19 protein-coding genes and 3 tRNA genes are annotated in these 22,641 nt (G+C 57.5%); 20 read left to right on the forward strand and 2 right to left on the reverse strand.

Annotation, left to right across the window (positions count from 1 at the left end):
* Positions 1–194 precede the first annotated feature (194 nt).
* The 4 genes from carA to AC1ROI_RS27005 all read left to right on the forward strand — a co-directional run bounded on the left by carA (position 195) and on the right by AC1ROI_RS27005 (position 5,579).
* Positions 195–1,331: a glutamine-hydrolyzing carbamoyl-phosphate synthase small subunit gene (carA, locus tag AC1ROI_RS26990; protein ID WP_010463512.1), complete on the forward strand. Its 1,137-nt coding sequence runs from the start codon at positions 195–197 to the stop codon at positions 1,329–1,331.
* A 120-nt stretch (positions 1,332–1,451) separates the two neighbouring features.
* Positions 1,452–4,673: a carbamoyl-phosphate synthase large subunit gene (gene carB / locus AC1ROI_RS26995; protein WP_010463509.1), complete on the forward strand. Its 3,222-nt coding sequence runs from the start codon at positions 1,452–1,454 to the stop codon at positions 4,671–4,673.
* Complete coding sequence (gene greA, locus AC1ROI_RS27000) at positions 4,670–5,146, forward strand: transcription elongation factor GreA (RefSeq protein ID WP_010463507.1); 477 nt, start codon at positions 4,670–4,672, stop codon at positions 5,144–5,146. The genes carB and greA overlap by 4 nt, the downstream gene beginning before the upstream one ends.
* 28 nt (positions 5,147–5,174) lie before the next feature.
* Positions 5,175–5,579 (forward strand): MFS transporter, encoded by a 405-nt coding sequence (locus AC1ROI_RS27005; protein ID WP_102593596.1) that lies wholly within the window; start codon positions 5,175–5,177, stop codon positions 5,577–5,579.
* 9 nt (positions 5,580–5,588) lie between these two features.
* On the opposite strand, the gene AC1ROI_RS27010 is transcribed toward AC1ROI_RS27005, so the two are convergent.
* Positions 5,589–5,897 (reverse strand): YhbY family RNA-binding protein, encoded by a 309-nt coding sequence (locus AC1ROI_RS27010; RefSeq protein ID WP_008057408.1) that lies wholly within the window; start codon positions 5,895–5,897, stop codon positions 5,589–5,591.
* Positions 5,898–6,002: 105 nt separating this feature from the next.
* Here AC1ROI_RS27010 and rlmE point away from each other — a divergent pair, with 105 nt between their 5' ends.
* The 16 genes from rlmE to AC1ROI_RS27090 all read left to right on the forward strand — a co-directional run bounded on the left by rlmE (position 6,003) and on the right by AC1ROI_RS27090 (position 21,509).
* Entirely contained in the window at positions 6,003–6,632 is a 630-nt protein-coding gene (gene rlmE / locus AC1ROI_RS27015) for a 23S rRNA (uridine(2552)-2'-O)-methyltransferase RlmE (protein ID WP_008005470.1), read from the forward strand.
* Positions 6,633–6,834: 202 nt separating this feature from the next.
* The gene (gene ftsH, locus AC1ROI_RS27020; protein ID WP_010463496.1) at positions 6,835–8,748 is read left to right on the forward strand and encodes an ATP-dependent zinc metalloprotease FtsH; all 1,914 of its coding nucleotides are present in this window, start codon (positions 6,835–6,837) and stop codon (positions 8,746–8,748) included.
* 8 nt (positions 8,749–8,756) lie between these two features.
* Positions 8,757–9,608: a dihydropteroate synthase gene (gene folP / locus AC1ROI_RS27025; protein ID WP_102593597.1), complete on the forward strand. Its 852-nt coding sequence runs from the start codon at positions 8,757–8,759 to the stop codon at positions 9,606–9,608.
* 16 nt (positions 9,609–9,624) lie between these two features.
* The gene (glmM, locus tag AC1ROI_RS27030; protein WP_010463493.1) at positions 9,625–10,962 is read left to right on the forward strand and encodes a phosphoglucosamine mutase; all 1,338 of its coding nucleotides are present in this window, start codon (positions 9,625–9,627) and stop codon (positions 10,960–10,962) included.
* 66 nt (positions 10,963–11,028) lie between these two features.
* On the forward strand, positions 11,029–11,784 hold the full coding sequence (tpiA, locus tag AC1ROI_RS27035) for a triose-phosphate isomerase (RefSeq protein WP_077747389.1): 756 nt from the start codon (positions 11,029–11,031) through the stop codon (positions 11,782–11,784).
* Positions 11,785–11,788: 4 nt separating this feature from the next.
* Positions 11,789–12,172, forward strand: a complete 384-nt coding sequence (gene secG, locus AC1ROI_RS27040; protein WP_010463489.1) for a preprotein translocase subunit SecG — start codon at positions 11,789–11,791, stop codon at positions 12,170–12,172.
* Positions 12,173–12,194: 22 nt separating this feature from the next.
* Positions 12,195–12,280: transfer RNA gene (locus AC1ROI_RS27045), tRNA-Leu, on the forward strand.
* A 96-nt stretch (positions 12,281–12,376) separates the two neighbouring features.
* A tRNA-Met gene (locus tag AC1ROI_RS27050) sits at positions 12,377–12,453 on the forward strand.
* 138 nt (positions 12,454–12,591) lie between these two features.
* A complete protein-coding gene (gene rimP, locus AC1ROI_RS27055; RefSeq protein ID WP_010463487.1) occupies positions 12,592–13,050 on the forward strand; it encodes a ribosome maturation factor RimP in 459 nt (152 codons plus the stop codon).
* Positions 13,051–13,097: 47 nt separating this feature from the next.
* Positions 13,098–14,579: a transcription termination factor NusA gene (gene nusA, locus AC1ROI_RS27060; protein ID WP_010463485.1), complete on the forward strand. Its 1,482-nt coding sequence runs from the start codon at positions 13,098–13,100 to the stop codon at positions 14,577–14,579.
* Positions 14,580–14,606: 27 nt separating this feature from the next.
* The gene (gene infB, locus AC1ROI_RS27065) at positions 14,607–17,135 is read left to right on the forward strand and encodes a translation initiation factor IF-2 (protein WP_010463483.1); all 2,529 of its coding nucleotides are present in this window, start codon (positions 14,607–14,609) and stop codon (positions 17,133–17,135) included.
* A 159-nt stretch (positions 17,136–17,294) separates the two neighbouring features.
* On the forward strand, positions 17,295–17,696 hold the full coding sequence (gene rbfA / locus AC1ROI_RS27070) for a 30S ribosome-binding factor RbfA (protein WP_007942872.1): 402 nt from the start codon (positions 17,295–17,297) through the stop codon (positions 17,694–17,696).
* A 3-nt stretch (positions 17,697–17,699) separates the two neighbouring features.
* Positions 17,700–18,617, forward strand: coding sequence for a tRNA pseudouridine(55) synthase TruB (gene truB / locus AC1ROI_RS27075; RefSeq protein ID WP_010463480.1), 918 nt, complete (start codon positions 17,700–17,702; stop codon positions 18,615–18,617).
* A 117-nt stretch (positions 18,618–18,734) separates the two neighbouring features.
* Positions 18,735–19,004 (forward strand): 30S ribosomal protein S15, encoded by a 270-nt coding sequence (gene rpsO, locus AC1ROI_RS27080; protein WP_003176135.1) that lies wholly within the window; start codon positions 18,735–18,737, stop codon positions 19,002–19,004.
* A gap of 195 nt (positions 19,005–19,199) precedes the next feature.
* Positions 19,200–21,305, forward strand: coding sequence for a polyribonucleotide nucleotidyltransferase (pnp, locus tag AC1ROI_RS27085; protein WP_010463478.1), 2,106 nt, complete (start codon positions 19,200–19,202; stop codon positions 21,303–21,305).
* A 128-nt stretch (positions 21,306–21,433) separates the two neighbouring features.
* Positions 21,434–21,509 (forward strand) — tRNA-Thr (locus AC1ROI_RS27090).
* A gap of 9 nt (positions 21,510–21,518) precedes the next feature.
* Here the strand turns inward: AC1ROI_RS27090 and AC1ROI_RS27095 are convergent.
* Positions 21,519–22,559, reverse strand: a complete 1,041-nt coding sequence (locus tag AC1ROI_RS27095; RefSeq protein WP_102593598.1) for a hypothetical protein — start codon at positions 22,557–22,559, stop codon at positions 21,519–21,521.
* Positions 22,560–22,641: the final 82 nt, after the last annotated feature.

Genomic DNA, 22,641 nt, shown 5'->3' on the forward strand with positions numbered 1-22,641 from the left:
CTGTCGCATTCTCCGGCCTTTAAGGCTCATTGGCGGTAGACCGAAAATGCCTTTTTCTGTAAGCTACAGCTTTAGTGTGTTCACTAAAAGCGCGCAGAATAATTCAGTGAATGAGCGGGGTGACGTGTCCATACGTCACTCCGCTTTTTTACACCTGCGATCGCCCTTTCAGGCTTTATTTACGGGAGGTCTTCTTGACTAAGCCAGCCATACTCGCCCTTGCTGATGGCAGCATTTTTCGCGGCGAAGCAATTGGAGCCGACGGTCAAACCGTTGGTGAGGTGGTATTCAACACCGCCATGACCGGCTATCAGGAAATCCTTACCGATCCTTCCTACGCCCAACAGATCGTTACCCTGACTTACCCGCACATCGGCAACACCGGCACAACGCCGGAAGACGCCGAGTCCGACCGCGTATGGTCCGCTGGCCTGGTCATCCGTGACCTGCCACTGGTTGCGAGCAACTGGCGTAACACGATGTCCCTGTCCGACTACCTGAAAGCCAACAACGTAGTCGCAATCGCCGGTATCGACACTCGCCGCCTGACACGCATTTTGCGTGAAAAAGGCGCGCAGAACGGCTGCATCATGGCAGGTGACAACATCTCCGAAGAAGCCGCCATCGCCGCCGCCCAGGGTTTCCCTGGCCTCAAAGGCATGGACCTGGCGAAAGTCGTCAGCACCAAAGAGCAATACGAGTGGCGCTCGACTGTCTGGGATCTGAAAACCGATAGCCACGCGACCATCGAAGCCTCCGAGCTGCCCTACCACGTGGTTGCCTACGACTACGGCGTCAAGCTGAACATCCTGCGCATGCTGGTCGAGCGCGGTTGCCGCGTGACCGTGGTGCCGGCCCAGACTCCAGCCGCTGACGTTCTGGCGATGAAGCCGGACGGCGTGTTCCTGTCCAACGGCCCTGGTGACCCGGAGCCTTGCGACTACGCGATCCAGGCGATCAAGGACGTGCTCGAAACCGAGATTCCGGTCTTCGGCATCTGCCTCGGTCACCAGTTGCTGGCCCTGGCCTCCGGTGCCAAGACCCTGAAAATGGGCCACGGCCACCACGGTGCCAACCACCCGGTCCAGGATCTGGATACCGGTGTAGTGATGATCACCAGCCAGAACCACGGTTTTGCGGTAGACGAAGCGACCCTGCCGGCCAACGTCCGCGCGATTCACAAATCGCTGTTCGACGGCACCCTTCAAGGCATCGAGCGTACCGACAAAAGCGCCTTCAGCTTCCAGGGTCACCCTGAAGCCAGCCCTGGCCCGAACGACGTAGCGCCATTGTTCGATCGCTTCATCAACGAAATGGCCAAGCGACGCTAATCGCTCGCCTTGATGTTGCAAAGCTTGAGGGGCGGTCCCGAACATCGGCGGCCCCCTCAAGGCTTCACAGATTGAACAAGACGGCTTGCCGACTGACCTGCGGATTTGAGTGACAAACCCATGCCAAAACGTACAGACATTAAAAGCATCCTGATTCTCGGCGCTGGCCCGATCGTGATCGGCCAGGCCTGCGAATTCGACTACTCCGGCGCCCAGGCCTGCAAAGCCCTGCGCGAGGAGGGTTACCGCGTCATCCTGGTGAACTCCAACCCAGCGACCATCATGACCGACCCGGATATGGCTGACGCCACCTACATCGAGCCGATCAAGTGGCAGACCGTTGCCAAGATCATCGAGAAAGAGCGTCCGGACGCGCTGCTGCCGACCATGGGTGGCCAGACTGCTCTGAACTGCGCCCTGGACCTGGAGCGCGAAGGCGTTCTGGAGAAGTTCGGCGTAGAGATGATCGGTGCCAACGCTGACACCATCGACAAGGCCGAAGACCGTTCGCGCTTCGACAAGGCGATGAAATCCATCGGCCTGGACTGCCCGCGTTCGGGTATCGCCCACAGCATGGAAGAGGCCAACGCAGTGCTCGAGAAGCTTGGCTTCCCGTGCATCATCCGTCCGTCCTTCACCATGGGAGGCACCGGTGGCGGTATCGCTTACAACCGCGAAGAGTTCGAAGAAATCTGCGCCCGCGGTCTCGACCTGTCGCCGACCAAGGAACTGCTGATCGATGAATCCCTGATCGGCTGGAAAGAGTATGAGATGGAGGTTGTCCGCGATAAGAAGGACAACTGCATCATCGTCTGCTCCATCGAAAACTTTGACCCGATGGGCGTGCACACCGGTGACTCGATCACCGTTGCTCCGGCACAAACCCTGACGGACAAGGAATACCAGATCATGCGTAACGCCTCTCTGGCGGTACTGCGCGAGATCGGCGTGGAAACCGGCGGCTCTAACGTCCAGTTCGGCATCTGCCCGGACACTGGCCGCATGGTAGTCATCGAGATGAACCCGCGTGTATCCCGCTCTTCGGCACTGGCCTCGAAAGCCACTGGTTTCCCGATTGCGCGTATCGCTGCCAAGCTGGCGATCGGCTACACCCTGGACGAACTGCAGAACGAAATCACCGGCGGCGCTACTCCTGCATCCTTCGAGCCGTCCATTGACTACGTCGTGACCAAGTTGCCACGCTTCGCCTTCGAGAAATTCCCGAAAGCCGACGCGCGCCTGACCACTCAAATGAAGTCGGTCGGTGAAGTCATGGCGATCGGCCGGACCTTCCAGGAATCCCTGCAGAAAGCTTTGCGCGGCCTGGAAGTGGGCGTTTGCGGCCTGGACGAGAAGCTCGACCTGAGCAATCCGGAAAGCATGAGCATCCTCAAGCGCGAACTGACCGTGCCGGGTGCCGAGCGTATCTGGTACGTGGCTGACGCGTTCCGCGCCGGTCTGTCGGTCGAAGACATCTTCGGCATGAACATGATCGACCCGTGGTTCCTGGTGCAGATCGAAGACCTGATCAAGGACGAAGAGAAGGTCAAGACCCTGGGTCTGGCTAGCATCGACCGCGACTTGATGTTCAAGCTCAAGCGCAAAGGCTTCTCCGACATGCGTCTGGCCAAGCTGCTGGGCGTGACCGAGAAGGCGCTGCGTCGCCACCGTCACAAGCTGGAAATCTTCCCGGTCTACAAGCGCGTTGACACCTGCGCGGCCGAGTTCGCCACCGACACCGCCTACATGTACTCGACTTACGAGGAAGAGTGCGAAGCCGCACCGACGGGCCGCGACAAGATCATGATCCTGGGCGGCGGTCCTAACCGCATCGGCCAAGGCATCGAGTTCGACTACTGCTGCGTACACGCGGCACTTGCCCTGCGCGCCGACGGTTACGAGACCATCATGGTCAATTGCAACCCGGAAACCGTTTCGACCGATTACGACACCTCCGATCGCCTGTACTTCGAGCCGGTGACCCTGGAAGACGTGCTGGAAATCTGCCGCGTCGAGAAGCCAAAAGGCGTGATCGTCCAGTACGGCGGCCAAACCCCGCTGAAACTGGCTCGCGCCCTGGAAGAAGCTGGCGTGCCAATCATCGGCACCAGCCCTGACGCCATCGACCGTGCCGAAGACCGTGAGCGTTTCCAGCAAATGGTTGAGCGCCTGAACCTGCGTCAGCCGCCAAACGCCACCGTGCGTAGCGAAGACGAAGCGATTCGTGCTGCCGCCAAGATCGGTTACCCGCTGGTGGTTCGTCCGTCCTATGTTTTGGGCGGTCGTGCGATGGAAATCGTCTACGAAGAAGAAGAACTCAAGCGCTACCTGCGCGATGCGGTGAAGGTGTCCAACGACAGCCCGGTGCTGCTCGACCACTTCCTCAACTGCGCCATCGAAATGGACGTGGATGCGGTCTGCGACGGCACCGACGTGGTGATCGGCGCGATCATGCAGCACATCGAGCAGGCCGGCGTTCACTCCGGTGACTCGGCGTGCTCCCTGCCGCCGTACTCGCTGCCTGCGCACATCCAGGACGAGATGCGCGAACAGGTCAAGAAAATGGCCTTGGAACTGGGCGTTGTCGGCCTGATGAACGTACAGTTGGCGCTGCAAGGCGAAGACATCTACGTCATTGAAGTCAACCCGCGCGCTTCCCGTACCGTACCGTTCGTGTCCAAGTGCATCGGTGTTTCCCTGGCCATGATCGCGGCACGCGTGATGGCCGGTAAAACCCTGAAAGAAATCGGCTTCACCAAAGAAATCATTCCGAACTTCTACAGCGTGAAAGAGGCGGTGTTCCCATTCGCCAAATTCCCTGGTGTGGACCCGATCCTGGGCCCAGAGATGAAGTCCACCGGTGAAGTGATGGGCGTGGGTGACACCTTCGGCGAAGCGTTCGCCAAGGCACAGATGGGCGCCAGCGAAGTGCTGCCGACCGGCGGCACCGCGTTCATCAGCGTGCGTGACGACGATAAGCCACTGGTTGCAGGCGTGGCCCGTGATCTGATCAACTTGGGCTTCGAAGTGGTCGCCACTGCCGGTACTGCCAAGCTGATCGAAGCCGCAGGCCTGAAAGTGCGCCGTGTGAATAAGGTGACCGAAGGTCGTCCGCACGTGGTCGACATGATCAAGAATGACGAAGTCACCCTGATCATCAACACCACCGAAGGTCGTCAGTCGATTGCTGATTCGTACTCCATTCGTCGTAATGCCCTGCAGCACAAGATCTACTGCACCACGACTATTGCTGCTGGCGAAGCCATCTGCGAGGCGCTCAAGTTCGGTCCCGAGAAGACCGTACGCCGCTTGCAGGATCTACACGCAGGATTGAAGGCATGATCAAGTACCCTATGACCGTCCAGGGCGCGAAAGCCCTGGAAGAAGAACACGCTCACCTGACCAAGGTCGTCCGTCCGAAGCTCAGCCAGGACATCGGCACGGCCCGCGAGTTGGGTGACTTGAAGGAAAACGCCGAATACCACGCTGCCCGTGAGCAGCAAGGGATGGTCGAGGCGCGGATTCGTGACATCGAGGGCCGGATTCAGAACCAGGTGATCATCGACGTCACGACCATTCCTCACACCGGCAAAGTGATTTTCGGTACCACCGTTGAAATCGCCAACGTCGAGACTGATGAAAGCGTCACTTACCACATTGTGGGTGAGGATGAGGCTGACTTTAAACTCGGCAAGATTTCGGTGGGCTCACCACTGGCCCGCGCCTTGATTGCCAAGGAAGAGGGTGACGTGGTTGCCGTGAAAACGCCTGGCGGCGTTATCGAGTACGAGATTGTCGAAGTACGCCACATCTAAACGCAGGCGCCCGCTCCGTGCGGGCTCCATGCTTTGGCAGCTCACTCAGATGTTGTGGGTGGGCGGCTTGTGGCTGTTACACATCGGTCTGCTGCCGGTGCTGGGCCAGATTGGCCTGGCGCCGCTGCTGATTGACGAAATTGCAGGCATGCTTGATGCGCTGATGGTGGGTTTCGCCGCAGCGTGTGTGATTTTTCAGGCTTTGGTGCTGATTCAGGCCGAGGGCCTTGTCAGTCTATGGCGCGATATTCGTGGGCAACTGCTGCTGATGGCGCTGTATGCCTGCGGGATGTTCTTCGCGGTGCGCGTCGGTTGGCCGGATGCCGTGCGCTGGCAGGTGTTCAGTTACCTTGTTCTGGGCTTTTCCGGGGGGGTGCTGGTGTTGCAGCCGGTGCCAGGATGGAGTGGCAGGGTGCGCGAAGCACACCCTTGACCCTTGCCATCACTTGAAGCGATGAACGTTCGACAGCTGCTTGTTGACGCTGAAGTTCTTGCGGTAAATCAGTGCCATCTTGCCGATGACCTGAACCAGGTCCGCTTTGCCGACCTTGCACAGTTCTGCAATGTTCGCCAGGCGCGACTCGCGATCGAGGATGTTGAGCTTGATTTTAATCAGCTCGTGATCCGCCAAAGCGCGTTCAAGTTCGGCTAACACACCTTCAGTCAAACCGTTGTCAGCCACAATCAAAACTGGTTTCAGATGATGGCCAATGGATTTGTACTGTTTCTTCTGCTCTTGAGTGAGCGGCATAATCTGACCCCTGCGTCTGATCTTGTAAAAAGCGGCGGCCAGTTTACCCGAGCGAGTCCGGGACCGCCCAGTTAATCACGACCCGTTTTATTTTCGAGGTGGCCCGTGGCCCGTTCCAAGACAAGCCTTAAATGGCTGCAAAGACATGTCAATGATCCCTATGTGAAGCAGGCGCAGAAGGATGGTTATCGCTCGCGTGCGAGTTACAAGCTTCTGGAGGTCCAGGAGAAATACAAACTGATCCGTCCGGGTATGAGCGTTGTCGACCTGGGAGCGGCGCCCGGCGGCTGGTCGCAGGTCACCAGTCGGCTGATCGGTGGTCAGGGGCGACTGATCGCCTCGGACATCCTGGAAATGGACAGCATTCCGGACGTGACTTTCATCCAGGGTGACTTCACCCAGGACGAAGTGCTCGCTCAGATCCTCGAAGCCGTGGGTAATTCGCAGGTGGACCTTGTGATTTCCGATATGGCCCCCAATATGAGTGGTACGCCTGAGGTGGATATGCCCAAAGCCATGTTTCTATGTGAGCTGGCTCTTGATCTGGCGGCTCGGATACTCAAGCCGGGTGGTAATTTCGTGATCAAGGTGTTTCAGGGCGAAGGGTTTGATGCTTACGTGAAGGACGCTCGTCAGAAATTCGACAAGGTCCAGATGATCAAGCCGGATTCTTCCCGTGGCAGTTCCCGCGAGCAATACATGCTGGCTTGGGGCTACCGTGGCCGTAGCGAGTAAATCGAGGTTTTTTTGCGGGTCGATAGGATTTTCGTATTTCGCCCCGTGAGCATTAGCGAATATTGTGTAGAAAGTGTTTCACAAAGGGTTACAGACGGCGCCTGCCAGAGTCGTAGGTAATGTAGTAAGTTAGGCCGGTGAATATCATGCGAAGCGCGCGCCATTAGCGGAGCTTGCTTCAGAGGGTAGTTAATTGAACGATATGGCAAAGAATCTGATCCTGTGGTTGATCATCGCGGCTGTCCTGGTGACGGTGATGAACAACTTCTCCAGCCCTAACGAGCCGCAGACCCTCAACTATTCCGACTTCATCCAGCAGGTCAAGGATGGCAAGGTCGAGCGCGTAGCAGTTGACGGCTATGTGATTACCGGTAAGCGCACCGATGGCGATAGCTTCAAGACCATTCGTCCTGCCATTCAGGACAACGGTCTGATCGGCGATCTCGTGGATAACCACGTCGTGGTCGAAGGCAAGCAGCCTGAGCAGCAAAGCATCTGGACTCAACTCCTGGTCGCCAGCTTCCCGATCCTGGTGATCATCGCCGTGTTCATGTTTTTCATGCGGCAGATGCAGGGCGGTGCGGGCGGCAAGGGCGGGCCGATGAGCTTCGGCAAGAGCAAGGCACGCCTGCTCTCCGAAGATCAGGTGAAAACCACCTTGGGTGACGTTGCCGGTTGCGACGAAGCCAAGGAAGAGGTCGGTGAACTGGTCGAGTTCCTGCGTGATCCGGGCAAGTTCCAGCGACTGGGCGGCCGCATTCCACGCGGCGTGCTGATGGTGGGTCCTCCGGGTACCGGTAAAACCTTGCTGGCCAAGGCGATTGCCGGCGAAGCCAAAGTGCCGTTCTTCACCATTTCCGGTTCCGATTTCGTCGAGATGTTCGTCGGTGTCGGTGCCAGCCGTGTTCGCGATATGTTCGAGCAGGCCAAGAAACACGCACCCTGCATCATCTTTATCGATGAAATCGATGCTGTCGGTCGTCACCGTGGCGCCGGTATGGGTGGCGGTCATGACGAACGCGAGCAGACACTCAACCAATTGCTGGTTGAGATGGATGGCTTTGAAATGAATGACGGCATCATCGTCATTGCAGCAACCAACCGTCCCGACGTACTGGACCCTGCGTTGCTGCGTCCGGGCCGTTTCGACCGTCAGGTTGTGGTCGGTCTGCCGGATATTCGTGGTCGTGAGCAGATTCTCAAGGTTCACATGCGCAAAGTGCCAATGGGTGACGACGTCGCTCCTGCGGTGATTGCACGTGGTACGCCTGGTTTCTCTGGTGCCGACCTGGCTAACCTGGTGAACGAGGCCTCGTTGTTCGCTGCCCGTACCGGCAAGCGCATCGTCGAAATGAAAGAGTTTGAACTGGCGAAAGACAAGATCATGATGGGCGCCGAGCGCAAATCCATGGTCATGTCGGAAAAAGAGAAGCAGAACACCGCTTATCACGAAGCGGGTCACGCCATCGTCGGTCGTGTCGTGCCAGAGCACGATCCGGTCTACAAGGTGTCGATCATCCCGCGCGGTCGTGCGCTGGGTGTGACGATGTTCCTGCCGGAAGAAGATCGCTATAGCCTGTCCAAGCGTGCGCTGATCAGCCAGATCTGCTCGCTGTACGGTGGCCGTATCGCTGAAGAAATGACCCTGGGCTTTGACGGTGTTACCACCGGCGCGTCCAACGACATCATGCGTGCCAGCCAGATTGCGCGGAACATGGTGACCAAGTGGGGCCTTTCGGAAAAACTCGGTCCGTTGATGTATGCCGAAGAAGAGGGCGAAGTATTCCTTGGTCGCGGCGGCGGTGGTCAGGGTGCGAGCTTCTCTGGTGAGACAGCCAAGCTGATTGACTCCGAAGTGCGCAGCATCATTGACCAGTGCTACGGCACGGCCAAGCAGATCCTCACGGATAACCGTGACAAGCTCGACGCCATGGCGGATGCCTTGATGAAGTACGAGACGATCGATGCCGATCAGATCGATGACATCATGGCCGGACGTACCCCTCGCGAACCACGCGACTGGTCGGGTGGCGGCACCGGTACTTCCGGGACACCTCCGGTGGTCCAGGATGAGCGTCCGCAAACACCGATCGGCGGTCCGGCTGCTGACGTCTAAGGTTTGAAATGACTTCTGTTCAGTCCTCGACCCGGTTGCCTTGCGGCAACCGGGTTCTTGATTTGGCCCAGACGCATGTCATGGGTATTCTCAATGTCACTCCCGATTCCTTTTCTGATGGCGGCCGATACAGCCAGCTCGACGCGGCCCTGCGCCACGCCGAGGCGATGGTAGCGGCGGGCGCCACGCTGATCGATGTCGGTGGCGAATCGACCCGGCCCGGTGCAAGGGCGGTTTCGCCACTTGAAGAGCTGGAGCGCGTGGCGCCTATCGTTGAACTCATCAATCGCGAACTGGATGTGATTATTTCGGTTGATACCTCCACTCCGGCGGTCATGCGCGAAACCGCACGGCTCGGAGCGGGCTTGATCAATGATGTGCGCTCGCTGCGCCGAGACGGTGCCCTGGATGCGGCAGCCGCCACCGGATTGCCGGTGTGTCTGATGCATATGCTCGGTGAGCCGGGCGATATGCAGGACAATCCGAGCTACGGGGACGTGACCAGGGAGGTTGGCGAGTTTCTCGCTGAGCGCGTGGCCCAGTGTGCGTTGGTGGGAATCCCTGCTGAGCGGATTATTCTTGATCCGGGGTTTGGGTTCGCAAAAACCTTGCAGCACAATCTAAGCTTGTTCAAACATATGGAAGACCTGCATGCCTTGGGGCGGCCCTTGTTGGTTGGGGTTTCGCGAAAGAGCATGATAGGTCAGGCCTTGAATCGCCCGGTTGGAGAACGCCTGTTTGGTGGTCTGGCGCTCGCGGCGCTGGCTTCGGCCAAGGGTGCGCGTATATTGCGCGTCCATGATGTAGCCGAAACAGTGGACGTGGTGCGGATGATCGCCGCAGTGGAATCAGCCGAATAAGAATGATGGAGCACTTATGAGCAAAAAATACTTTGGCACCGACGGTATCCGTGGTCGGGTCGGCGAATACCCGATAACTCCTGATTTCATGCTCAAGCTCGGTTGGGCTGCGGGCATGGCGTTCCGCAAAATGGGCGCCTGCAAGGTGCTGGTCGGCAAGGACACCCGGATCTCCGGTTACATGTTTGAGTCCGCGCTCGAGGCTGGTCTGACGTCGGCAGGTGCTGACGTGATGCTGTTGGGCCCGATGCCAACGCCGGCGATCGCTTACCTGACGCGTACCTTTCATGCTGAAGCCGGTATTGTGATCAGTGCCTCGCACAATCCTCATGATGACAACGGCATCAAGTTCTTCTCCGGAAAGGGCACCAAACTGCCGGATGAAGTCGAACTGATGATCGAAGAGTTGCTCGACACCCCGATGACCGTGGTTGAGTCGAGCAAGATCGGCAAAGTTTCGCGAATCAACGATGCCTCTGGCCGCTATATCGAATTCTGCAAGAGCAGCGTGCCGACCGGTACCAACTTCGCCGGCCTGAAAATCGTGATCGACTGCGCTCACGGCGCGACCTATAAGGTTGCACCTAGCGTGTTCCGCGAGTTGGGTGCCGAAGTCGTTGTGCTTTCTGCTCAGCCAAACGGCTTGAACATCAATGACAATTGCGGTTCGACCCATATGGGGCAGTTGCAGGCTGCGGTATTGGCCGAACACGCCGATCTGGGTATTGCCTTTGACGGTGACGGTGATCGCGTCTTGATGGTCGACCACACAGGCGCCATCGTAGATGGTGACGAGTTGCTGTACATCATCGCCCGCGATCTGCATGAGCGCGACAAGCTGCAAGGCGGCGTGGTTGGTACATTGATGAGTAACCTTGGGCTCGAATTGGCCCTGGCGGATCTGTCGATTCCTTTCGTGCGTGCCAACGTTGGCGACCGTTATGTGATCGCTGACTTGCTGGAGCGTAACTGGTTGGTAGGCGGTGAGAACTCGGGTCATATCGTCTGCTTCAATCACACCACCACAGGTGATGCGATCATCGCGGCGTTGCAGGTGCTGATGGCGCTGAAAACGCGCTCGGAAGGACTTGCTCAGGCCCGTCAGGCGCTGCGCAAGTGCCCTCAGGTGCTGATCAATGTCCGGTTCGGCGGGGGCGCGAGTCCGCTCGACCATCCGGCGGTCAAGGAAGCCAGCGACCGTGTTACCCAGGCTATGGCCGGCCGCGGGCGCGTGTTGTTGCGCAAGTCCGGGACGGAGCCGTTGGTGCGGGTGATGGTTGAAGGCGAGGACGAAACACAGGTCCGTGGCTACGCCGAAGAGCTGGCAAAACTGGTTACTGAAGTTTCTGCCTGAATTCGGCTTGCCAGCCATGATTGTGTTGGGTAACATCTGCGCCCACTTTGACCGACGAGGTACAGCATGCGTCGCCCTATGGTAGCTGGTAACTGGAAGATGCACGGTACCCGCGCCAGCGTCGCTGAGCTGATCAATGGCCTTCGTCATCTGGCCTTGCCGAGCGGTGTTGATGTAGCGGTATTCCCGCCTTACTTGCATATCAATCAAGTGATTGATGGCTTGAACGGCAAGTCGATTTCGGTCGGCGCGCAGAACTCTGCGGTGGAAGCCATGCAAGGTGCACTGACCGGTGAAATCGCGCCGAGTCAATTGGTGGATGCAGGTTGTTCCCTGGTTCTTGTCGGGCATTCCGAACGCCGCCAGATTATGGGCGAGCAGGACGGTGTGCTGATTCGCAAGTTCGCAGCGGCGCAGGCATGTGGCTTGATCCCGGTGTTGTGCATAGGGGAAACCCTTGAGCAGCGCGAAGCCGGTAAAACTCTAGATGTTGTCGGGCGTCAGCTAGGCAGTATCATAGAGGAGCTGGGTGTAGGTGCCTTTGCAAATGCAGTAATTGCTTACGAGCCAGTCTGGGCCATTGGCACTGGGCTGACTGCTTCGCCGCAACAAGCGCAGGATGTGCATGCAGCCATTCGCGCTCAGTTGGCGGCAGAGAATTCTGAGGTCGCACAAGGTGTGCGGCTTCTATACGGCGGCAGCGTGAAGGCGGCCAATGCGGTCGAACTGTTCGGCATGCCGGATATCGATGGGGGGCTCATTGGTGGAGCTTCCCTGAATGCAGATGAGTTCGGTGCGATTTGTCGCGCCGCGGGAAACTGAAAAAATGCTGGAAACAGTCGTAGTCGTTTTTCATCTGCTGGGTGCATTGGGCGTAGTTGCTCTGGTATTGCTGCAGCAGGGTAAAGGTGCGGATGCTGGCGCGTCTTTCGGAGCAGGTGCTTCAAATACTGTGTTCGGAAGCCAAGGTTCCTCTACCTTTCTTAGTAAGTTTACTGCTATACTTGCCGCCGGTTTCTTCATAACCAGCTTAGGGTTAGGTTACTTTGCTAAAGAGAAAGCTCAGCAGCTGACTCAAGTAGGTTTGCCAAACCCGGCAGTGTTGGAAGTTCCAAAGCAACAACCGGCTTCTGATGATGTACCGGTGCTTCAAGAGCAAAAGTCGGCTACTCCAGCGACTGACGTGCCTCCAGCTCAAGAGCAAAAGTAAGAAGGGTTTCAAACGTAGTATTGCCGAGGTGGTGGAATTGGTAGACACGCAACCTTGAGGTGGTTGTGCCCATAGGGTGTAGGGGTTCGAGTCCCCTTCTCGGTACCAATTATCAGGAGAGCCCGCTGTTGCGGGCTTTCTTGTAGGTGGAAGGTTACATTGACCCTGTCAAGGATCGGTCGTATACTTCCGCCCCAGCTTTGTCGCGGGGTGGAGCAGTCTGGTAGCTCGTCGGGCTCATAACCCGAAGGTCGTCGGTTCAAATCCGGCCCCCGCAACCAGTTTAAGGAGCCCCTTTTAAGGGGCTTTTTGTTAGCTGGACACTTTCTACGCCGCTGTTCGACGGCGTTTCAAGGATGGGCGTTTCGCCCATTTTTTTATTTTGCATAGCATGCACATACATGCACGAGGGGGTTCAGGTGTCGAGCAAGCTAGAAGAGTTGCAGGCCTTGTTGGCCCCGGTGGTCGTGGCCCTGGGCTATGAATGCTGGGGTATTGAGTTTTCGGCTCAAGGTCGCCACTCAATGTTGCGCGTTTATATTGATAAAGAGGGCGGTGTGCTGGTGGACGATTGTGCCATCGTCAGCCGTCAGATCAGCGGTGTCCTGGATGTTGAAGATCCAATCGCCGTTGAATACACCCTTGAAGTTTCCTCGCCTGGCATGGAACGCCCACTGTTCACTATTGAGCAGTTTGCAAAATTTGCCGGTGAACAAGTGAAGATCAAGCTGCGCTCGCCTTTTGAAGGACGACGCAACTTTCAGGGCCTTCTGCGCGGTGTAGAAGAGCAGGACGTCGTGGTGCAGGTAGAAGACCATGAGTTCCTGTTGCCGATCGATATGATCGACAAGGCCAACATTATTCCCAGTTTTGACTGAGACGCGGATCCCGCGGATCCAATGGCTTGCGAAAGGCGAGGCGTACGATGAGCAAAGAAGTACTGCTGGTTGTTGAGTCGGTATCCAATGAAAAGGGCGTACCGGCAAACGTAATTTTTGAAGCGCTGGAGCTGGCCCTGGCCACTGCTACCAAAAAGCGTTTCGAGGACGAAGTCGATCTGCGTGTGGAAATCAATCGCCACACCGGTGCTTACGAGACATTCCGTCGCTGGACGGTCGTCGAAGAAGCAGACCTGGATGATCCGGCCATCGAAACCTGGCCGAGCAAGGTTGCCGAAACGCACCCGGGCGCCCAGGTGGGTGATGTAGTCGAAGAGAAAATCGAATCCATCGAGTTCGGCCGCATTGCTGCACAGACTGCCAAGCAAGTCATCGTGCAGAAAGTTCGCGAAGCCGAGCGCGCTCAAGTCGTTGACGCTTATCGCGAGCGCCTGGGGGAAATCATCTCCGGCACCGTGAAGAAAGTGACCCGCGACAACGTGATCGTCGACCTGGGCAACAACGCTGAAGCGTTGCTGGCTCGTGAAGACATCATCTCTCGCGAAACCTTCCGGGTTGGCGTGCGCTTGCGTGCGCTTCTCAAGGAAATCCGCACCGAGAACCGCGGCCCGCAGCTGATCCTGTCGCGTACCGCGCCGGAAATGCTGATCGAGTTGTTCCGCATCGAAGTGCCGGAAATCGCTGAAGGCCTGATCGAAGTAATGGCAGCCTCCCGTGACCCGGGTTCGCGTGCCAAGATCGCGGTCCGCTCGAAAGACAAACGCATCGACCCGCAGGGCGCTTGCATCGGTATGCGCGGTTCGCGCGTCCAGGCAGTGTCGGGTGAGTTGGGCGGTGAGCGTGTGGATATCGTCCTGTGGGATGACAACCCGGCTCAGTTCGTAATCAACGCCATGTCCCCGGCTGAGGTTGCGGCAATTATCGTTGACGAAGATGCCCATGCAATGGACATCGCCGTTGGCGCAGACAATCTGGCTCAGGCCATCGGTCGCGGTGGTCAGAACGTGCGTCTGGCTAGCCAGTTGACTGGCTGGACCCTGAACGTGATGACCGAATCGGACATCCAGGCTAAGCAGCAAGCAGAAACCGGCGACATCCTGCGCAACTTCATCGACGAGCTGGAAGTCGACGAAGACCTTGCACAGGTGCTGGTAGATGAAGGCTTCACCAGCCTGGAAGAGATTGCCTACGTACCGTTGGAAGAAATGCTCAACATCGAAGGCTTTGACGAAGAAACCGTCAACGAGCTTCGCGCTCGCGCCAAGGATCGTTTGTTGACCAAAGCCATCGCTACTGAGGAAAAGCTGGCAGACGCCCATCCGGCCGAAGACCTGCTCTCGCTTGAGGGTATGGACAAGGATCTGGCGATGGAACTGGCGGTGCGCGGCGTAATTACCCGCGAAGACCTGGCCGAGCAGTCTATTGACGACCTGCTCGACATCGACGGCATTGACGATGATCGTGCCGGCAAGTTGATCATGGCCGCCCGAGCCCACTGGTTCGAGTAATTAGGCGCGGCCTGAGGAGAGAAGTGCATGACGCAAGTCACGGTGAAACAACTGGCCGATGAGGTCAAAACACCGGTAGAGCGCCTGTTGCAGCAGATGCGTGAGGCAGGTCTGCCGCACACCGCCGCCGATGAAGGTGTGAGCGATAGTGAGAAGCAGTCTTTGCTGACTCACTTGAAGAGCAGCCACAAGGCGAAAGTGGAAGAACCGCGCAAGATCACACTGCAGCGCAAAACCACCAGCACCCTGCGTGTTGCTGGCAGCAAAAGCATCAGCGTTGAAGTACGCAAGAAGAAAGTCTTCGTACAGCGCAGCCCGGAAGAAATTGAAGCCGAGCGCAAACGCGAACTGGAAGAACGTCGCGCAGTAGAAAATGCTGCTCGTCAGAAGGCTGAAGAAGAAGCCAAGCGTCGCGCCGAAGAAGAAGCGCGTCGCCAGCCTGCTGCTGCGCAATCCGCTACTAACGACGCCGTTGCAGCCCCTGCTGCAGTTGCCGAGCCAGTACGCGAAAGCGCGCCGGTTGTAGCCGCTGCTCCAGCACCGTCTGCTGACGTTCGCAACAAGCAGAACGAACAGCGCCGTCCGGACAAACCACGCGCCGACGATAACAATCGTCGTGGCAGTGGCGATGGTGAGCGCAAAAACGCTCCGCATCGTGCTTCGGTTAAAGAGAAAGCGCCTGCTCCACGCGTTGCCCCACGTACTACCGACGAAGAAAGCGATGGCTTCCGTCGTGGTGGTCGCGGCAAGGCCAAGCTGAAGAAACGCAACGCCCACGGTTTCCAGAGCCCAACCGGCCCTGTCGTGCGTGATGTGCAGATCGGCGAGACCATCACTGTTGGCGATCTCGCCAATCAGATGTCGGTCAAGGCTGCTGAAATCATCAAGTTCATGTTCAAACTGGGTACGCCAGCGACCATCAACCAGGTGCTTGATCAGGAAACTGCTCAACTGGTAGCCGAAGAACTGGGCCACAAAGTGACCCTGGTCAGCGACACCGCCCTGGAAGATTCCCTGGCCGAGTCCCTGAAGTTTGAAGGTGAGACGTTCTCCCGTGCGCCAGTCGTGACCGTAATGGGCCACGTTGACCACGGTAAGACGTCGCTGCTCGACTATATCCGTCGTGCCAAGGTAGCTGCAGGCGAAGCCGGCGGTATCACCCAGCACATCGGTGCGTACCACGTTGAAACTGATCGCGGCATGGTCACTTTCCTCGATACCCCGGGTCACGCCGCGTTTACCGCAATGCGTGCCCGTGGTGCCAAGGCGACTGACATCGTGATCCTGGTGGTTGCAGCGGACGACGGCGTAATGCCGCAGACCATTGAAGCGGTCCAGCACGCCAAGGCTGCCGGTGTTCCACTGGTTGTTGCAGTGAACAAAATCGACAAGCCGGGCGCTGATCTCGATCGCATCCGTAGCGAGCTGTCGGTTCACGGCGTGACTTCGGAAGAGTGGGGCGGCGACACCCCGTTCGTATCGGTTTCGGCGAAAGTCGGTACTGGCGTGGACGAGTTGCTCGAAGCTGTTCTGCTGCAAGCCGAAGTTCTGGAACTGAAAGCGACGCCTTCGGCTCCTGGCCGTGGTGTGGTGGTTGAATCGCGTCTCGACAAAGGTCGTGGCCCGGTTGCAACCGTTCTGGTTCAAGACGGTACCCTGCGCCAAGGCGACATGGTCCTGGTCGGTTCGAACTATGGCCGTGTACGCGCCATGCTCGACGAGAACGGCAAGCCGATCAAAGAAGCCGGTCCTTCCATCCCTGTCGAGATCCTCGGCCTGGACGGTACCCCGGACGCTGGCGATGAGATGAGCGTGCTGTCGGACGAGAAGAAAGCCCGTGAAGTGGCTCTGTTCCGTCAAGGCAAGTTCCGCGAAGTCAAACTGGCTCGCGCTCACGCCGGCAAGCTGGAAAACATCTTCGAAAACATGGGTCAGGCAGAGAAGAAGACGCTCAACATCGTCCTCAAATCCGACGTCCGTGGTTCGCTGGAAGCGTTGAACGGTGCCTTGAACGGCCTGGGTAACGACGAAGTGCAAGTGCGTGTTGTCGGTGGCGGCGTCGGTGGTATCACCGAGTCCGACGCTAACCTGGCACTGGCCTCCAACGCTGTACTGTTTGGCTTCAACGTGCGTGCCGATGCTGGCGCTCGCAAGATCGTCGAGCAGGAAGGTCTGGATATGCGTTACTACAACGTGATCTACGACATCATCGAAGACGTCAAGAAAGCCCTCACCGGTATGCTGGGCAGCGATGTTCGCGAGAACATCCTGGGTACCGCTGAAGTGCGTGACGTGTTCCGTTCGCCGAAGTTTGGCGCGATCGCCGGTTGCATGGTTATCGAAGGTGTTGTTCACCGTAACCGTCCAATCCGCGTACTGCGTGAAGACATCGTTATCTTCGAAGGCGAGCTGGAATCCCTGCGCCGCTTCAAGGATGACGCTTCCGAAGTACGTGCCGGCATGGAATGCGGTATCGGCGTGAAGAGCTACAACGACGTCAAAGTCGGTGACAAGATCGAAGTCTTCGAGAAGGTTCAGGTTGCTCGCAGCCTCTAACTCGCGCACTTCAAGGGCCACGCCAAGCCGCCGCATGCAAATGCGCGGCACCGCGTCAGGACTCTAAACGCAACGCCCGGTCTGGCTTTTGTCAGGCCGGGCGTTTGCCGCTTTCAGACCCCTCGGGTTTCACCGTGGGGCAGTAACAGGTAACAAGACATGGCAAAAGAATACAGCCGTACCCAACGTATCGGCGATCAGATGCAGCGTGAGCTGGCACAGCTGATCCGTCGTGAAGTCAAAGACCCGCGCGTCGGTCTGGTCACCATTACCGCTGTTGAAGTCAGCCGTGACGTCGGTCACGCCAAGATCTTCATCACCGTGATGGGCCAGGACAACGCCGAAGACATCGCGCAAAGCATCAAGGTGCTCAACTCAGCCGCCGGTTTCCTGCGCATGCAGTTGGCTCGTGAAATGAAGTTGCGCAGCGTTCCGCAGTTGCACTTCCACTACGACGAAAGCGTCGTGCGTGGCGCGCACCTGTCGGCCCTGATCGAGCGTGCGGTGGCTGAAGACAATCAGCACCCGGTAGCGGCTGAACCCGAAGACGCCAAGGAGTAATCGGTGGCTCAGGTCAAACGTATCCGTCGTAACGTCAGCGGTATCATTCTGCTCGACAAGCCATTGGGGTTCACCTCCAACGCCGCGTTGCAGAAGGTTCGCTGGCTGCTGAACGCCGAGAAAGCCGGTCACACCGGCAGTCTCGATCCGCTGGCCACCGGCGTGTTGCCGTTGTGCTTCGGTGAGGCCACCAAGTTCTCGCAGTACCTGCTCGATTCCGACAAGGGTTACGAAACCCTGGCGCAACTGGGCAAGACCACCACCACGGCCGATGCCGAGGGTGAAGTTTTGCAGGAGCGTCCGGTGACCGTTGGTCGCGCAGATGTCGAAGCTGTTCTGCCGAATTTTCGCGGGCAAATCAGTCAGATACCGCCGATGTACTCGGCGCTCAAGCGTGATGGCCAGCCGCTGTACAAGCTGGCCCGTGCAGGCGAAGTAGTGGAGCGTGAACCGCGTTCTGTTACTATTGCGCGCTTGGAATTGCTGGCCTTTGAAGGTGATACTGCGCGGCTTGCGGTGGATTGCAGCAAAGGCACCTATATTCGCACCCTGGTGGAGGATATCGGTGAGCAACTCGGTTGTGGCGCTTACGTGGCTGAATTGCGACGTACCCAGGCCGGGCCTTTCACGCTGGCGCAGACGGTCACGCTTGAAGAGTTGGAAGCGGTACATGCCGAAGGCGGCAACGAAGCGGTCGACCGCTTCCTGATGCCATCGGACAGCGGCCTTCTGGATTGGCCACTGTTGCAGTTCTCGGAGCACAGTTCGTTCTACTGGCTTAACGGCCAACCGGTACGAGCCCCGGATGCACCGAAGTTCGGCATGGTACGGGTACAGGATCACAACGGTCGCTTCATCGGTATCGGTGAAGTGAGCGAAGACGGGCGCATCGCGCCACGTCGACTGATTCGGTCAGAATGACCGGACGAGGGTGGCTGTTAACAGGCACGGTCACTACTCATTTTTAGATACAGGGATTTGTCCCTGGCCTGTTGAAGCTGTTTCTTTGAAACAGTTTCCTGATAAAAGGATTGCCTCATGGCTCTCGACGTTCAAGAAAAAGCTCAAATCGTAGCTGACTACCAGCAAGCTGTTGGTGACACTGGTTCGCCAGAAGTGCAAGTTGCACTGCTGACCCACAACATCAACAAGCTGCAAGGTCACTTCAAGGCCAACGGTAAAGATCACCACTCCCGTCGTGGTCTGATCCGCATGGTTAACCAGCGTCGTAAGCTGCTGGACTACCTGAAAGGCAAGGATCTGGGTCGTTATCAGGCTCTGATCGGTCGCCTGGGTCTGCGTCGCTAATAAGCGATTGCGCTAGAGGTTGGTTGTCTGTCGTGCGCCAGTGGGTTTCCCGCTGGCACATGGCAGGCTCCCAGCCTCAAGTTTTATCTGGATAGTCGTTTTACCCTGGACAGGCGTTGGGCCGATTCCCGACATTGCCCAAGAATTTCGCAAGAAGACAAGTTCCCCAAGAGCCACAAAAGAAGGTAGGACACCGTGAACCCGGTAATCAAAAAATTCCAGTTCGGTCAGTCGACCGTTACCCTCGAGACTGGCCGTATCGCCCGTCAGGCCTCCGGCGCAGTATTGGTCACCGTTGACGACGACGTCAGCGTGTTGGTGACTGTGGTCGGCGCCAAGCAAGCCGATCCAGGCAAGGGCTTCTTCCCTCTGTCTGTTCACTACCAGGAAAAGACTTACGCTGCCGGTAAGATCCCTGGCGGTTTCTTCAAGCGTGAAGGCCGTCCTTCCGAGAAAGAAACCCTGACTTCCCGACTGATCGACCGTCCGATCCGTCCGCTGTTCCCAGAAGGCTTCATGAACGAAGTGCAGGTTGTCTGCACCGTCGTTTCCACCAGCAAGAAAACCGATCCGGACATCGCTGCGATGATCGGTACCTCGGCTGCGTTGGCTATCTCCGGTATTCCTTTCGATGGCCCGATCGGCGCTGCCCGCGTTGCGTTCCACGAAAGCACTGGCTACCTGCTGAACCCGACTTACGAACAACAGAAAGCTTCGAGCCTGGACATGGTCGTTGCCGGTACTTCGGAAGCCGTGTTGATGGTTGAATCGGAAGCCAAAGAGCTGACCGAAGACCAGATGCTGGGCGCGGTACTGTTTGCTCACGACGAGTTCCAGGTGGTGATCAACGCCGTCAAGGAACTGGCCGCCGAAGCTGCCAAGCCGACCTGGACCTGGGCTCCACAGCCAGAAGCCACTGCTCTGCTGGGCGCTATACGTGCCGAGTTCGGCGACGCGATCTCCCAGGCTTACACCATCACCATCAAGGCCGACCGTTACGCTCGCCTGGGTGAGCTGAAAGACCAAGTAGTTGCCAAGCTGTCCGGTGAAGAAGGCCAGCCTTCGTCCAGCGAAGTCAAAGCCGCTTTCGGCGAAATCGAATACCGCACCGTTCGCGAAAACATCGTAAACGGCAAGCCACGTATCGACGGTCGCGACACCAAGACTGTACGTCCTTTGAACATCGAAGTCGGTGTTCTGCCAAAGACTCACGGTTCGGCTCTGTTCACCCGTGGCGAAACCCAGGCGCTGGTTGTTGCAACACTGGGCACCGCCCGTGACGCACAGCTGCTGGACACCCTGGAAGGCGAGAAAAAAGACCCGTTCATGCTGCACTACAACTTCCCTCCGTTCTCGGTAGGTGAGTGTGGTCGCATGGGTGGCGCTGGCCGTCGCGAAATCGGTCACGGCCGTCTGGCCCGTCGTTCGATTGCAGCCATGCTGCCTGCTGCCGATGTGTTCCCATACACCATTCGTGTTGTGTCGGAAATCACCGAATCCAACGGTTCGAGCTCGATGGCTTCCGTTTGCGGCGCTTCCCTGGCTCTGATGGACGCCGGCGTTCCGATGAAGGCACCGGTTGCCGGTATCGCCATGGGTCTGGTTAAAGAAGGCGAGAAGTTCGCCGTCCTGACCGACATCCTGGGTGACGAAGACCACCTGGGCGACATGGACTTCAAAGTAGCCGGTACCGCCAAAGGTGTTACCGCGCTGCAGATGGACATCAAGATCAAAGGCATCACCGAAGAAATCATGGAAATCGCTCTGGGCCAAGCCCTGGAAGCGCGCCTGAACATCCTCGGTCAGATGAACCAGATCATTGGTCAGTCCCGCACCGAACTGTCGGAAAATGCTCCGACCATGATCGCGATGAAAATCGACACCGACAAAATCCGTGATGTCATCGGTAAAGGCGGCGCGACCATTCGTGCGATCTGTGAAGAGACCAAGGCTTCGATCGACATCGAAGACGACGGCTCGATCAAGATCTTCGGCGAAACCAAGGAAGCGGCTGAAGCAGCACGTCAGCGCGTTCTGGGCATCACCGCGGAAGCTGAAATCGGCAAGATCTACGTTGGTAAGGTTGAGCGCATCGTCGACTTCGGCGCATTCGTCAACATCCTGCCTGGCAAGGACGGTCTGGTACACATCTCGATGCTGAGCGATGCTCGCGTTGAGAAAGTGACCGACATCCTGAAAGAAGGCCAGGAAGTGGAAGTACTGGTACTGGACGTGGACAACCGCGGCCGTATCAAACTGTCCATCAAAGACGTAGCAGCGGCCAAGGCGTCGGGCGTTTAATCACCCCCGCTTGATTGCTTCAACGTTATAAAAAATGCCCCGCAGTGAAAGCTGCGGGGCATTTTTTTGTCTGTGAAACAGGGGGTGAAGTTGCTGGCTTTCGAACCCGGTGCTAGGTTTAGCCCACCGCCCGTGTAGCTCAGCCGGTAGAGCAGCGCACTCGTAACGCGAAGGTCGCAGGTTCGATTCCTGTCTCGGGCACCATTCCCCCTGTTATTTCACCTTTCTGCTCAAATCTTCCACGGTGCGTTTCAGCTGATCCAGTTGGTTGTCTTGATCGCTGACTTCCCGCTTAAGGCTGGACAGGTCGCTGGAGCTCGAGCTGGAACTCGATCCGGCGCTGCGCTTGAGGTCTTCCACCTGGCTGGCAAGCCTTTTCAAGTCGTTTTCCTGTTCATTGACGGTACGCTTGAGGTCGTTCACTTCGCTGGAGCTTGAACTTGAACTGGAGTTCGAGCCGCCGCTGCTGCGCTTCAGATCGTCCATCTGACTGGCGAGCTTTTTCAGACCGTTTTCCTGTTCGCTCACCGCGCGCTTCAGATCACTCACTTCGCTTGAGCTAGAGCTTGCGCTTGAGCTGGAATTCGAGCTGCTGCTGCGCTTGAGGTCGTCCATCTGGCTGGCGAGCTTTTTCAGTCCGTTGTCCTGTTCGCTGACCGTACGCTTGAGGTCGCTGACTTCGCTGGAACTGGAGCTGGAATTCGAGCTGCTGTTACGTTTGAGCTCGTCCACGGCCTTGGCAAGGTTGACCAAACCGGTGTTCTGTTCGCTGACCGTGCGTTTCAGCTCGTTCACTTCGCTGGCGCTGGAACTGGCGCTCGAACCACTGTTGCGTTTGAACTCGTCCATGGCCTTGGCGAGGTTTTTCAGCGCCGTGTCCTGATCACTGACGGTGCGCTTGAGTTTATCCACTTCGCTGGCAGTCGAATTCGAACCGGACACCGTGTTCTTTTTCAACTCTTCGATGAGCCGCGCCTGTGTACTGACGGTTTTCTTCAGCTCTTCAAGATCTGCCGTATCGGTTTTAACCATTCTTTGTAATTTTTCCACGTCTTCGATACTGAGGCCTGATTTGACCATCACGTCTGTGCCGTAATAGTTGTGGAAAACCAAAAATTTATCGGAAGAGTTTGCGCTGTCGAATTTGTACTCCAGACCGGCTTGAGCCGAATCGGGCATTGCCAGGCTGCCGAGAAGAAGGGCCGCCATGCTGGTTGCAAACAGGGTAGATGGAAGCTTGGGAAAATTGCGCATCACCGATTCCTTGTGAAGTGCCTATATGGCACATCGCTATGACTTTACCTTTTGAACGTTGTTCCTGGGTAGCGAGGGAAAA

The sequence above is a fragment of the Pseudomonas sp. GW823-FHT02C02 genome, assembly GCF_058797635.1.

What these genes read in the sequence shown, in the direction of transcription:
- ftsH (WP_010463496.1), top strand. Translation starts at nt 6,835, where the DNA reads ATGGCAAAGAATCTGATCCTGTGGTTGATCATCGCGGCTGTCCTGGTG.
- AC1ROI_RS27010 (WP_008057408.1), bottom strand. Translation starts at nt 5,897, where the DNA reads ATGCCGCTCACTCAAGAGCAGAAGAAACAGTACAAATCCATTGGCCAT.
- AC1ROI_RS27095 (WP_102593598.1), bottom strand. Translation starts at nt 22,559, where the DNA reads ATGCGCAATTTTCCCAAGCTTCCATCTACCCTGTTTGCAACCAGCATG.
- infB (WP_010463483.1), top strand. Translation starts at nt 14,607, where the DNA reads ATGACGCAAGTCACGGTGAAACAACTGGCCGATGAGGTCAAAACACCG.
- nusA (WP_010463485.1), top strand. Translation starts at nt 13,098, where the DNA reads ATGAGCAAAGAAGTACTGCTGGTTGTTGAGTCGGTATCCAATGAAAAG.
- glmM (WP_010463493.1), top strand. Translation starts at nt 9,625, where the DNA reads ATGAGCAAAAAATACTTTGGCACCGACGGTATCCGTGGTCGGGTCGGC.
- rpsO (WP_003176135.1), top strand. Translation starts at nt 18,735, where the DNA reads ATGGCTCTCGACGTTCAAGAAAAAGCTCAAATCGTAGCTGACTACCAG.
- tpiA (WP_077747389.1), top strand. Translation starts at nt 11,029, where the DNA reads ATGCGTCGCCCTATGGTAGCTGGTAACTGGAAGATGCACGGTACCCGC.
- AC1ROI_RS27005 (WP_102593596.1), top strand. Translation starts at nt 5,175, where the DNA reads ATGCTTTGGCAGCTCACTCAGATGTTGTGGGTGGGCGGCTTGTGGCTG.
- greA (WP_010463507.1), top strand. Translation starts at nt 4,670, where the DNA reads ATGATCAAGTACCCTATGACCGTCCAGGGCGCGAAAGCCCTGGAAGAA.
- secG (WP_010463489.1), top strand. Translation starts at nt 11,789, where the DNA reads ATGCTGGAAACAGTCGTAGTCGTTTTTCATCTGCTGGGTGCATTGGGC.
- carB (WP_010463509.1), top strand. Translation starts at nt 1,452, where the DNA reads ATGCCAAAACGTACAGACATTAAAAGCATCCTGATTCTCGGCGCTGGC.
- folP (WP_102593597.1), top strand. Translation starts at nt 8,757, where the DNA reads ATGACTTCTGTTCAGTCCTCGACCCGGTTGCCTTGCGGCAACCGGGTT.
- rbfA (WP_007942872.1), top strand. Translation starts at nt 17,295, where the DNA reads ATGGCAAAAGAATACAGCCGTACCCAACGTATCGGCGATCAGATGCAG.